The organism is Paraburkholderia sp. J8-2 (assembly GCF_905220195.1).
Classification (GTDB): Bacteria; Pseudomonadota; Gammaproteobacteria; order Burkholderiales; family Burkholderiaceae; genus Paraburkholderia.
Window position 1 is genome coordinate 1 of the sequence record NZ_CAJMZA010000018.1, and the last position, 12,476, is coordinate 12,476.

10 protein-coding genes are annotated in these 12,476 nt (G+C 65.4%); 6 read left to right on the top strand and 4 right to left on the bottom strand.

Translation table 11 applies throughout. The features are described from left to right. Positions 1-96 precede the first annotated feature (96 nt). Genes U5A52_RS28980 through hutG form a run of 4 tightly spaced genes read left to right on the top strand, consistent with a single transcriptional unit; the run spans position 97 to position 4,304 of the window. Positions 97-786 (top strand): HutD family protein, encoded by a 690-nt coding sequence (locus U5A52_RS28980; protein ID WP_321937131.1) that lies wholly within the window; start codon positions 97-99, stop codon positions 784-786. Beyond that, positions 786-2,018: an imidazolonepropionase gene (hutI, locus tag U5A52_RS28985; protein WP_321937133.1), complete on the top strand. Its 1,233-nt coding sequence runs from the start codon at positions 786-788 to the stop codon at positions 2,016-2,018. The genes U5A52_RS28980 and hutI overlap by 1 nt, the downstream gene beginning before the upstream one ends. A gap of 14 nt (positions 2,019-2,032) precedes the next feature. After that, positions 2,033-3,451 (top strand): formimidoylglutamate deiminase, encoded by a 1,419-nt coding sequence (locus tag U5A52_RS28990; protein ID WP_321937134.1) that lies wholly within the window; start codon positions 2,033-2,035, stop codon positions 3,449-3,451. A 43-nt stretch (positions 3,452-3,494) separates the two neighbouring features. Next, entirely contained in the window at positions 3,495-4,304 is an 810-nt protein-coding gene (gene hutG / locus U5A52_RS28995) for an N-formylglutamate deformylase (RefSeq protein WP_321937135.1), read from the top strand. A gap of 57 nt (positions 4,305-4,361) precedes the next feature. Here hutG and U5A52_RS29000 read toward each other — a convergent pair whose 3' ends face one another. The 4 genes from U5A52_RS29000 to U5A52_RS29015 all read right to left on the bottom strand — a co-directional run bounded on the left by U5A52_RS29000 (position 4,362) and on the right by U5A52_RS29015 (position 9,105). Next, positions 4,362-5,789: a cytosine permease gene (locus U5A52_RS29000; RefSeq protein ID WP_321915483.1), complete on the bottom strand. Its 1,428-nt coding sequence runs from the start codon at positions 5,787-5,789 to the stop codon at positions 4,362-4,364. Positions 5,790-5,905: 116 nt separating this feature from the next. Continuing rightward, positions 5,906-7,504 carry a phospholipase D family protein gene (locus U5A52_RS29005; RefSeq protein WP_321937136.1) on the bottom strand — a complete coding sequence of 533 codons (1,599 nt, stop codon included), beginning with the start codon at positions 7,502-7,504 and terminating at the stop codon, positions 5,906-5,908. Positions 7,505-7,681: 177 nt separating this feature from the next. Continuing rightward, the gene (locus tag U5A52_RS29010; RefSeq protein WP_321937137.1) at positions 7,682-7,987 is read right to left on the bottom strand and encodes a hypothetical protein; all 306 of its coding nucleotides are present in this window, start codon (positions 7,985-7,987) and stop codon (positions 7,682-7,684) included. Positions 7,988-8,241: 254 nt separating this feature from the next. Beyond that, the gene (locus tag U5A52_RS29015; RefSeq protein ID WP_321937139.1) at positions 8,242-9,105 is read right to left on the bottom strand and encodes a LysR substrate-binding domain-containing protein; all 864 of its coding nucleotides are present in this window, start codon (positions 9,103-9,105) and stop codon (positions 8,242-8,244) included. A gap of 161 nt (positions 9,106-9,266) precedes the next feature. On the opposite strand from U5A52_RS29015, the gene U5A52_RS29020 reads away from it, so the two are divergent. Beyond that, complete coding sequence (locus tag U5A52_RS29020) at positions 9,267-10,904, top strand: gamma-glutamyltransferase family protein (protein WP_321915479.1); 1,638 nt, start codon at positions 9,267-9,269, stop codon at positions 10,902-10,904. A 91-nt stretch (positions 10,905-10,995) separates the two neighbouring features. Then, positions 10,996-12,324, top strand: coding sequence for an MFS transporter (locus U5A52_RS29025; protein WP_321915478.1), 1,329 nt, complete (start codon positions 10,996-10,998; stop codon positions 12,322-12,324). The last annotated feature ends 152 nt before the right edge of the window (positions 12,325-12,476 follow it).

Consider the following 12,476-nt stretch of genomic DNA (forward strand, 5'->3'; position numbering starts at 1 on the left):
TCCGGCCACGGGCGTGATGCGTCACGCGGACGCCGGCTACGAACTCGCGCAGCAGACCGCGCGCGAGGCAGGCCTCAAGCTGCCGATGCTCGGCCGATGAGCGGCCATAAAATGGCAGGCGGCGCGGTGCAGGCGGCGAGGCTCACGCTGCTGCGTGGCGCGGCGCTCGTGGCGTCGCCGTGGAAGAACGGCGGCGGCGTCACGCGCGAAATCGCGGTGGCGCATGTGGCCTCGCACGCTAGCGCGTCGCTCGACACGTTCGCGTGGCGCGTGAGCGTGGCCGATGTCGCGCAGGCGGGGCCGTTCTCGCGTTTCGAGGGCGTTGATCGTACGCTGGTGCTGCTCGAAGGGGCGGGCATGCTGCTCGATGAAGCGGGCCGCACGCATGCGCTTACGCAGCCTCTGGACGTTGCGCGTTTCGCGGGGGAAGCCGCGATCGATGCGCGCCTCGTGAGCGGTGCCACGCGCGACTTCAACCTGATGGTGCGCCGTGGTGCGGCGCGCGGCACGCTCGAAGTGTGGCGCGAAAACGGGCCGCGCAGCATGCATGCGCAAACGGTATTGCTGTACTGCGCGCAAGGCGGGCAGGACGTGCGCGTGGACGCGGAACGCCGCGTGCGCCTCGAAGCGGGCGACACGCTGCGCATCGATACGCTCGACGCGCAATGCCCCTTGCACATCGAAACGCGCGGCGCGGGCGCCTTGCTCGCCGTGGCGCTCGACGTGCTGAACGCGCCACAGCAAGACACTACGGAAACGGCATCGCGCGATGCTGTGCACACCTGATGAAACGCACTCTCTGGCAAAACCTCAACCTGTGCCCGCATGGCGACCCGGGCCACACTATCGAGCACGCGGCGATTGCGGTGGAAGACGGCAAGATCGCGTGGCTCGGCGCCGCTGCCGACTTGCCCGCGCAGTTCGCCGAGTGGCCGCGCGAGGACCTGGGCGGCGCCTGGGTCACGCCCGGTCTCGTGGATTGCCACACGCACCTCGTCTACGGCGGTCAGCGCGCCGATGAATTCGCGCAGCGCCTCGCGGGCGTGAGCTACGAAGAAATCGCGCGCCAGGGCGGCGGCATCGTCTCGACGGTGCGCGCCACGCGCGCGGCCGACGAAGCCACGCTGTTCGCGCAGTCGGCGGCGCGCCTCGAAGCGTTGCTCGCCGAAGGCGTCACGGCTGTCGAAATCAAGTCGGGCTATGGCCTCGATCTGACAAGCGAGCGCAAGATGCTGCGCGTTGCGCGTCAGCTTGGCGAGCGCTACCCGGTCACGGTGCGTACGACCTTTCTCGGCGCGCACGCGTTGCCGCCCGAGTTCGCGGGCCGTGCCGACGACTATATCGACGAAGTGTGCGAGCGCATGCTCCCGGCGCTCGCCGACGAGGGGCTCGTCGACGCCGTCGATGTGTTCTGCGAACGAATCGGCTTTTCGCTCGCGCAGAGTGAGCGCGTGTTCGAGGCGGCCGCGCGGCGCAAGCTCGCGGTCAAGATGCACGCCGAGCAGCTTTCCAATAGCGGCGGCGCGGCGCTTGCCGCACGTCACGGTGCATTGTCGGCGGACCATCTGGAGTTTCTCGACGAAGCAGGCGTCGCCGCCATGAAAGAAGCGGGCACGGTGGCGGTGCTGCTGCCGGGCGCGTACTACTTCATCCGCGAAACGCAACTTCCGCCGCTCGATTTGCTGCGGCGCTACGAGGTGCCGATCGCCATTTCCACCGACAGCAATCCCGGCACGTCGCCCACGACCTCGCTGCTGCTCATGATGAACATGGCGACCACGCTGTTCCGCATGACCGTGCCCGAGGTGTTGCAGGGCGTGACGCGGCATGCCGCGCAGGCTTTCGGCGACGCCGGGCGTCATGGCACGCTCGCGGCCGGCCGTCCCGCAGACTTCGCCGTATGGACGGTGCAGTCGCTTGCTGAACTGGCCTACTGGATCGGGCGTCCGCTCTGCGCACGTGTGGTGCGCGGCGGCGAGACCGTTTTTGAGCGTCGCGCATTCGAGCGTCGCGTTTGAGCGCTATTTCACGCATGAATCACACCATCGAAACGAATCCGACTTCGCGCGCGCTCTTTGCCGAGCACGCGTACTTGCCCGACGGCTGGCGCCGCAACGTGCTGCTCGAATGGGACGCGGCGGGCACGCTGCGCAGCGTGACCCCCGACCTGGCGCAGGCGCCTCAAGGCGTTGCCCGCGCGGCAGGTCCGCTTGCGCCTGGCATGCCTAACCTTCATTCGCATGCGTTTCAGCGCGCCATGGCGGGTCTCACCGAATATCGCGCGAATCCTACCGACAGCTTCTGGAGCTGGCGCGACCTCATGTACCGCTTCGCCGCGCGCATCACGCCGGACGATCTCGGCGCGATCGCGCGCTGGCTCTATGTCGAGATGCTGAAGGCGGGTTACACGTCGGTTTGCGAATTCCACTACGTGCATCACGGCAAGGATGGCCAGCGCTATGCGAGCCCCGCCGAACTGGCGCAACGCGTGGTGGACGCGGCGGACGTCACCGGCATCGGCATGACGATGCTGCCCGTGCTCTATCAGTACAGCGGCTTTGGCGCGCAGGCGCCGCGCGACGATCAGCGCCGCTTCATCAACACACCGGAACAGTTGCTTGGCATCGTCGAGTCGCTGCGCGAATGGCGGCCCGAGCATGGCGCACTGCGCTACGGCGTTGCGCCGCATTCGCTGCGTGCCGTTTCGCACGACTCGTTGCGCGCGCTGCTGGAAGGTCTCGACCGCATGCTTCCGGGCGCGCCGGTGCATATTCACATTGCCGAGCAAACGGCCGAAGTCGAGGCTTGCCTCGCGAGCGAGAGCGCGCGGCCGGTGCAGTGGCTGCTCGACCGTTTCGATCTGAGCGCGCGCTGGTGCCTCGTTCACGCGACCCATGTCGATGCGCGTGAGACCGCCGCGCTCGCGCAGAGCGGCGCGATTGCGGGCCTGTGTCTCACGACCGAAGCGAATCTCGGTGACGGCATTTTCCCCGCGCGCGAGTATCTCGACGCCGGCGGCGCGTTCGGCGTGGGCTCGGACAGCCATATCGGCGTGGACTGGCGCGCGGAGCTTCGCCTGCTCGAATACGGTCAGCGGCTCGCACGGCGCGAGCGCAACGTGCTGGCTGCGCCGCATCAGGCGCAGGTGGCCGACCGGCTCTTCGAAGGCGCGCTCGCTGGCGGCGCGCAGGCGACCGGGCGCAAGGTCGGTGCCTTGAAGGAGGGCGCGCGTGCCGACTGGATCGTGCTCGACGCCGAGCATCCGAATCTGGCCGGGCAGAAGCCGCTCACGTGGCTCTCGTCGGTCGTCTTCTGCGAGCATGGCGAAACGCCGGTGCTCGACGTCTACGCGGGCGGCGTGAAGGTCGTGGAGGCGCGCCGCCATCGCGACGAAGCGCGCCTTTATGCCGACTATCGCGCGGCGCTCGCCAGGCTGCTGGCCGAGGGTTGAACGCGGGGGTTAAACGCACCCGCCATTCACGAGACTACTTTCGATGACTGATATCTTTTCGCTGGAACGCGGCACGGCGCCGCTCATCATTTCGATCCCTCATCTGGGCACGCACATTCCCGCCGCGATGCACGGCCAGTACACGGACGCGGCGCTGACCGTTGCCGATACGGACTGGCATCTCGATCGCCTTTACGCCTTTGCGAAGGAGCTGGGCGCGACCGTGCTCGGCGCACGTGTTTCGCGCTATGTGATCGATCTGAACCGGCCGCCGAACGACGAGAGTCTCTATCCCGGCCAGACCACCACGTCGCTGTGCCCAACCGAAACGTTTCGCGGCGAGCCCCTCTATCGCGACGGCTGTGTGCCGGACGCGCCGGAGCGCCAGCGTCGCGTGCAGGCATTCTGGCAGCCGTATCACGACACGCTCGCCGCCGAACTCAAGCGCCTGCGCGCAGCGCACGCGAATGTGCTGCTGTGGGAGGCGCATTCGATTGCGAGCGTGCTGCCGCGTCTGTTCGACAACAAGTTGCCCGACCTGAACATCGGCACTCAGGATGGACGCACGGTGAACGCCGCGGTGCAGGCGCGCGCGGAACGCGCGGCGGCGGCAAGCAGCTATACATGGATTGCGAACGGACGCTTCAAGGGCGGCTACATCACGCGCCATTTCGGCGCGCCGCAGGACGGCGTGCATGCGATTCAGCTGGAGATGTGCCAGTCCGTTTACATGAACGAAGCGGCGCCGTTCGACTATGTTCCCGCGCTTGCGGAGCAAGTCCAGCCCGTGCTGCGCGAAATGGTGGGCGGCGCGCTGGAGGCCATCCAGGCGATGAACAAAGCTGCGGCCTGAAGTTGGCCGCAGCGTAGCTGGCACGATGAGGGAAAGCGGCGCTTCGCGCCGCTGGCCTTATTCCTGCTCGACCGGCAGGATCAGGCGTTCGGGAATGACCGCCGGCGTAAGGCGCATGGCGGCGTAATAGAGCGCGCCCGGCACGATCAGGCCGAGAATCCACGAGATGTCCGTGCCGCCGAGTGCATCGACGAAGGGCCCCGTATAGAAGCTCGTCGAGATGAACGGCAATTGCACGAGCACGCCGAGCACATAGATGCCAATGGCCTTGGTATTCCAACGGCCATAACGGCCGTCGGGGTTCGAGAGCGCCGGCACGTCGTAGCGCGAGCGCGTGAAGCAGTAAAAGTCCACGAGATTGATCGCGCTCCACGGCGTGAAGAACGCGAGCAGAAACAGAATAAACGCCGTGAACTCCTTGAGAAACGAGTGGCGCCCCGCGAGCGCGACGAGCGTCGAGATGCCGACCATGCCGACGATGTAGACGAAACGGTGGCGCGTGGAGATCGCGCGTTTCGCGCGAAAGGCGCTCACGATCGTCGCCATCGACATGAAGCTGCCATACGCGTTGAGCGTGGTGACGGTGAGCTTGCCGAAGGCGATGCTGAAGTAGAGCATCGCGGCCACCGCGCCGCTCGCGCCAAGGCCGACGATATAGGCCACTTCGTGATGCGCGAACGCGTGGCCCGCGAGCGCGGCGGCGAACACACCGAACACCATCGCGGCCTGCGCGCCGATTACCGAGCCGAGCCCGACCGCGAGGAACGTGCGCGCGGGCGAAGTCGAGCGCGGCAAGTAGCGCGAATAATCGGCAACGTAGGGGCCGAATGCGATCTGCCATGAAGCCGAAAGCGACATGGAAAGCAGGAAGCTCGCAATCGAGAAATGGCGGTTGGCCAGCAGCGCGCCGACGTCATGGTGCGCGAAGAGCTGCGCAAACATGAACATGAACGCGAGCACGCCGATCACGCTGGCAATGCGGCCAACGAAGTGAATCGAGCGATAGCCGAGCAGCGTCAGCACGACGATGAGCGCCGCGAACAGGCAAATGCCCGCCGTATCGGAAACGTTGAGCAGTTGTGCGGTGGCCTGGCCGGCGAGCACCGTGCCGCTCGCGGAAAAGCCGACGTACATGATGCAAACCAGCACGATCGGAATGGCCGCGCCGTAGACGCCGAATTGCACGCGGCTCGAGATCATCTGCGGCAGGCCGAGCTGCGGGCCCTGCGCGCCGTGCAGCGCCATGACCGCGCCGCCAACGAGTTGTCCAATCAATAGCGCGACGAGCGACCAGAAAACATCGCCGCCGAGCACGACGGCCAACGCACCGGTAATGATCGCCGTGACCTGGAGGTTCGCGGAAAGCCAGAGCGTGAACTGGCTGAACAGGCTGCCATGACGCTCAGCTTCGGGGATGTAGTCGATCGAGCGCGTTTCCAGCAACTTGCGGCCATCGGATTCGAGACTGGCGACGGATTCAGGCATGGCCACGGACGGCTCCGGATGAGGGGGATGTCCGCATCATGTTGAATAGACAACTTCGGTGAAATAGGGGATAACCCTTTCGACGCCAATGCTCGCCTGTCGTGGCTCGCTGTGGCCTATAGCAGCCACTCGATAGGCAGGATGGAGAAGAACCAGACGCTCATGCGCTGGTTCCAGCTGGTGTTCGGCTCGGTGTCGTAGCGAACGACCGTATCGCCGTCAAGGCGTGTCCAGTAGAGCTTGCCGTTTTCGTCCAGATGCGCCTGCCAGGCGAGCTGCGGCACGCGCGTCCAGAACGCTTTTTCGATCTGGGTGGCGAGCACGGGGCTGTCGATCACGAGCCCGAGTTCGGTATTGAGATTGGCCGAACGCGGGTCGAAATTCACTGAGCCGACGAATACGCGCTCTGCATCCACGGCGAAGGTTTTGGCGTGCAGGCTCGAGCCCGAGCTGCCAAACGGACCGCTGCCAGCGCCTTTGCCCTTCTCTTTGCCGGCCGCGCTCCGCAGCTCGAACAGCTCCACGCCGCCTTCGAGCAGCGCCACGCGGCGCCGCGCATAGCCGGAATGAACGGCGGAAACGTCGGTGGCTTCCAGCGAGTTCGTCAGCACGCGCACGGTCACGCCCTGGGCGGCAAGCTGGGTGAAGTATTCCGTGCCCACCTTGCCCGGCACGAAGTACGGCGACACCAGATCGAGTTCACGGTGCGGATCGCCCACGATCTCGTGCAGCTGGCTGAGGATCAGCGTCTCCTTGGGCGCCGTGCCTAGCGCTTTCGCGGGGTCGTCGCTGACCAGTTGCGTCTTCGCCCATTCGAGCGGCAGCGTGCCGTCCAGCAGACGACGTACGTCGGTGGTCTTGCGCAGCGATTCGATGTATTCCGCGGCGTCAGGATCCGTGCGCGCGGCTAGCGCTGCGCGATCGAGCGTGTCGAGCGCATCGGGCGCCGTGTACGGCAGGATTTGCGACGCGGGGTATGACGAGGCGCTGGCCCAGTAACGGTCGAAGTCGTGCGCGACGTCGGTGGCGGCGGGGCCGATGGCCAGCACGTCGAGATCGGCGAACACCACACCGTCGGTCGCGCCGTAATATTCGTCGCCGACATTGCGGCCGCCCAGAATGGTCGCCACGCCGTCCGCCGTGAGCGACTTGTTATGCATGCGCCGGTTCAGGCGCGAGAAGTCGGTGACAAAGCCGATGTATTTGGGCCTGCGCGTGACGAACGGATTGAAAAGGCGCACCTCGATGTTGGGATGCACGTTCAGTGCGGCGAGCGTGGGGTCCAGCGAGGACGGAATGCCGTTGTCGTCGAGCAGCAGGCGCACGCGCACGCCCCGGTCGGCAGCCTCGCGCAGTTCTTCGAGCAGCAGCGTGCCGGTGAGATCGTCGCGCCAGATGTAGTACTGGACGTCCAGCGTACGCTGGGCGGCGCGCACGAGCGCCACGCGCGAGGCGAAGGCGTCGAGCGGATTCTGGAGCGCGTCGATGCCGGTAAAGTCGGGGTGGGTGGCGAGTTCGGCCGCTACGGCCGCGCCAAGTTGAGTCGATCGCGCTTGCTCTGCCGTGAGCGCCGTGGTTTGCGTGCGCTCGCCGAGCGGCGGCAATTCCTGACACGCGGCAAGACAGGTGGCAAGCGCGATGGCGCATAGCCGCAGCGTCGTGGCGCTCAGCTTCGGCAACCCGTTTGCAGTCAGCGCGATGAGCGATCTTTGCATGGAGCGTTCGCTTTTCCGTGTCGATCCCGCTTCGAGGCGCGAAGCACGAGGCTTCGCGAGTGAGCGTGCAACGACGTCAGCTTACGCGATTGGCGTGGCAGGCACCACGCCAGGCGTCCAGCTTTGGGGCGAACGCGTTGGGAGACGCGCTTAGTGTGCCTGGTGCGCTAAGTGTCCTTAATGCGCGTCGAGCGCGGCTTGGGCTCGGGCGCGCGAGTCTTGTGCCGACTGGTTGCGCTCGGTTCGTGCATCGCGCGCTTCCTGCTTGAAGGTCTGCCGCGCTTCCGCGGTCCGGGCGCGCTGTTGCCGGTTGGCTTCGCGAACTTCCATGCGCTTCTGAACGATCGGGTCGCTGTGCGTCACCGTGGCGGAGGACGGGCCTTCGTTGCCTGCCGGTGCGGCGGTTTGTGCGAACACCTGGCCCGCAAACAGGGCGCTGATCACGATGGCGACGACGGCAACGGTGCGAGTTCTGATTTTCATACGTTTTTCTCCGGCAAGTAAGTTTGGATGACTAACTAATTCTCATGCTCCGGTAAGAGCGAGAGCGGGGCCTGTCGAGCGATGAGAGGCGGGTAGCCTCGACTGCTCTTGTTTTTCAGAGCTTTCATTTTACTTTCGGGTTGAGTCGGGTCAACCCAGGCGCGGCTCTAACGACACGGTTGCGCGCCCGCGACGCGCCTGTTCATAGGCTACTGAGGAATGTGCATGACAGATGGTCGCAGTAACGCGTTCTGTCACCGACGCAGCATGTCTGCAATCGTTTGTGTGAGCAACGTCTGCTTGTGCGCTTTCCGGTGAATCATGCCCACCGTGCGGAGGAACGGCCGGCCGGGTAGAGGCACGAGCCGCAAATTTGGATCGCTGCGCCATTTGCCGCCTTGCAGAACGGGCAGCACGCTCACGCCCACGTCGTTGCGCACCAGCGAGACGATCGTTTCGATCGAGTTCAGCTCCAGATATTCAAGCGGTTCGATACCCAACTCGGTCAGCGCGTGGTCGATCACGACGCCCGTCGGCACGCGCCGGTCGAAGCGCAGGAAGCTGCGCTCGCGCAGGATGCGGCGCGCATCGTCGCCGGGCGTCGCGCGGCTTGTGACGAGCATCAGCGGTTCTTCGTAGAGCGGCGACCACGCGAGCGACTCGTGCAGCGAGCCATCGGCACTGCCGACCACGACGGCGAGGTCCACGTCGCCGTCTTCGACCATGCGCGCCAGTTCGTTCGAACGCGCCGAGGTGAGGCGCACTTCGAGCTCCGGGTGGCCGGTTTTCAGATGCGCGACGGCCAGCGAGAGCGCGCCGATCACCGACACCACCGCGCCGATGATGATCGAGCCTCGCATGGTGTCGCCGGCACTGGCGGGCAACTCGTCGATCAGCGCGAGAATGTGCTCGACCTTCGCGCAGATCTCGCGGCCTTCGCGCGTGAGGGCGACCTGGCGCGCGCGGCGGTCGAAGATCTGACGGCCGAGCGCTTCCTCGAGTCCACGCATCTGCAGACTCACGGCCGCCTGTGTGAGCGCGGTTTTCTCGGCGGCCGTGGCGAACGACCCGCTGCGCGCGACGGCCTGCAAAGTGCGCAGCATGCGTAGGGTGAGCATGTAAATAAAACTTAAGTAACGAGAATAAAATATTAATATTTTTTTGCCATATCCTTCAAGATAATCGATAGATCAGCGTGAGCCGTGCGCGCCGCAACTGAATGCGGCGGTGCGCGGCCGCCGCTATCGTTCATCAGTTCATTACCGGAATTCGAACTTCCATGACGCGCTTCAACTGGCAAAACCCCTATCCGACGCCGCGCCTGCCGGTGTTCGCCCGCAATATCGTTTCCACCTCGCATCCGCTCGCCGCGCAGGCCGGACTGCGCATGCTCTGGAAGGGCGGGAATGCTGTCGACGCGGCGATCGCCGCCGCAGCCGCCATTACCGTGGTCGAGCCGGTATCGAATGGCCTTGGCAGCGACTGTTTCGCGCTCGTGTGGGACGGCGCGAAACTGCACGGCCTGAATGCGTCGGGCAACGCGCCGGCGGCGTGGAGCGTCGATTATTTCCGCCGCAAGTACGGCGAGGAGAACGGCCTCGCGAAGCAACCCAAGCGCGGCTGGGACACGGTGACCGTGCCGGGCGTGATCGCGGGCTGGGAAGCGCTGCATACGAAGTTCGGCAAGCTGCCGTTCGCGGACCTCATGGAGCCGGCCATCGAGATCGCGGAGCGCGGCCATGCGGTGGCGACCATCGTCACGCGCAAATGGCAGGCGGCGATTCCCGAGTTGCACAATCAGCCGGGCTTCGCCGAGACCTTCATGCCGCACGGTCGCGCGCCTGAAGTGAGCGAGCGCGTGTGCTTCCCCGGCCATGCCGCCACACTGCGGCGCCTCGCGAAACACGGCCCGCGCGACTACTACGAAGGTGAACTCGCCGAGCGCATCGCCGCGTTCGCGCGCGAAGGCGGCGCGGCGCTCACGCTGGACGACCTGCGCAACTATCGTCCGGAATGGGTCGAGCCGATCGGCAAGAATTATCGCGGCTACACCGTGCACGAGATACCGCCGAACGGGCAGGGCATTGCCGCGCTCATCGCGCTTGGCATTCTCGAGCAGTTCGACATGGGCTCGCTCGCGCTCGACAGCCTCGAATCGCAGCATCTGCAGATCGAGGCCATGAAGCTCGCGTTCGCCGATGTCTATCGCTATGTTGCCGATCCGCGTTCGATGGAAGTCACGCCCGAGCAGATGCTCGACGACGCCTACCTCAAGGAGCGTGCGAAGCTGATCGACCCGAAGCGCGCAACGCAGTTCGACTTCGGCATGCCGCGCTCGGGCGGCACGATCTATCTCTCTGCCGTGGACGAGCACGGCATGATGGTGAGCTTCATCCAGTCGAACTACATGGGCTTCGGTTCGGGCGTGGTCGTGCCGGGCACGGGTATCGCGCTGCAGAACCGCGGCTGCGGCTTTTCGATGGACCCGGTCTCGCCGAACGTCGTCGAAGGCGGCAAGCGCCCGTTCCACACCATCATTCCGGCGTTCCTCACGCAGCAGGTGGATGGCCGCCAGGAAGCGGTCATGAGCTTCGGCGTGATGGGCGGCGACATGCAGCCGCAAGGGCATTTGCAGTCGGTCGTGCGCATGCTCGACTACGGCCAGCAGCCGCAGGCCGCGTGCGACGCGCCGCGCTGGAAGGTCAACCGCGACTTCACGCTCGATATCGAATCGACCTTCAACCCGCAAACGGCGCGCGCACTGCAAGGGCTCGGCCACGAGATCAAGGGCATCGACGATCCGTACATGGACTTCGGCTCGGGCCAGTTCATCTGGAAGCTCGATCGCAACGACCCCGAGCGCGGCTATGTGGCCGCGAGCGATACACGTCGCGACGGGCTAGCAGCGGGCTTTTAAGCGGCGCGCAACGTGTGCCGCGAGCGGGAATGCCTCGCTCGCGGTTCACGGCCAACAATGAGTAGACCAAATAAAAATGGAGGAGACTGACATGGAGACCGGTTCAGCGGTTTCGAGAGCGCCGCTCAGCCGCGGCATGGTGCGCCGCATCGTGTTCTCCTCGTCGATCGGCAATGCGCTGGAATGGTTCGACTTTCTCGTGTACGGCTACTTCGCGCCCATGATCGCGAAGCAGTTCTTTCCCGTGCACGACGAATGGCTCTCCACGCTGCTCGCGGTCGGCACCTTCGGCATTTCCTTCCTCATGCGCCCGCTCGGCGCGATCGTGCTGGGCATCTACGGCGACCGCAAGGGGCGCAAGGCGGCGCTCACGCTTGCCATCGCGCTCATGATGGCCGGCACGCTCGCCATGGCGGTCATGCCGCCGTATGCGTCGATTGGCATCGCGGCGCCGCTTCTGATCCTGCTTGCGCGACTCGTGCAGGGCTTCGCGGTGGGCGGCGAATTCGGCAGCGCGACGGCGTTCATGGTCGAGCACAGCGCCGCAAAGCGCGGCTACTACGCGAGCTGGCAGTTCGCGAGCCAGGGCGCGGCGGCGATTCTCGCGGCGTCGTTCGGCGGCGTGCTCGCATGGTGGCTGCCGCCCGAGCAACTGCAGGCGTGGGGCTGGCGCGTGCCGTTCTTCTTCGGGCTCGTGCTCGGGCCTGTGGGCTGGTATATCCGCTCGCATCTGGACGAGACGCCCGAATTCCTCGCGAACCAGCAGGCGCAGAGCACACAAGATGCGCACGCAACGAAGGAGCCGGGGCTCGGCCGCCAATGGGTGAACCTGCTGCTTGCGGTGGGCATCGTTGCGCAGTCCACCGTCGGCGTGTATATCCTCCAGCTCTACATGCCGATGTACGCGGTGAAGCAGCTCCATATGGCGGCGGCGACGTCGTTCGGCGTGGTCGTGCTCAATGGCGGCCTGCAGTTCGTGCTCTCGCCGGTCATGGGTGCGCTCTCGGACCGCATCGGGCGCATTCGCATCATGCTGACCACGTCGATCCTGCTTGCTTCGCTCACCTATCCGATGTTCGCGCTCTTGCAGCGCCACCCCACGCTTGGCTGGCTGCTCGTGCTCCAGGGCGCGGCGGGGATCTTCAAGGCAGCCTATTCGGGCCCGATGCCCGCGTTGATGTCGGAAATCTTTCCCGTGCGCGTGCGCTCGGCGGGGCTTTCCATCGCGTATAGCGTTGGTGTGACGCTCTTTGGCGGCTTCGCGCCGACGATTGCCGAAGTGCTGATTCACGTAACGGGCGATACGCTCGCGCCCGCGTATTACGTTTCGGTCGCCGCCGTGATCTCGGGTGTTTCGCTCGCGATCGTGGGTTGGCGCACAATGCGGCAGGCTTCGATGCGAGCCACGCTCGCGAGCTGATGGACAGAACTCCGAACTGACCCGATTGCTGGTGCGCCCGCAGAATTGCCCTTTAAAACAGGGCGTGAATGCGGGCGCGGTTTTTTTCGTGAATGCTTCATGACTTCCTGCGGACCTCGCTGAAGCATCACGAAAGAGGTGATATAGTCGCC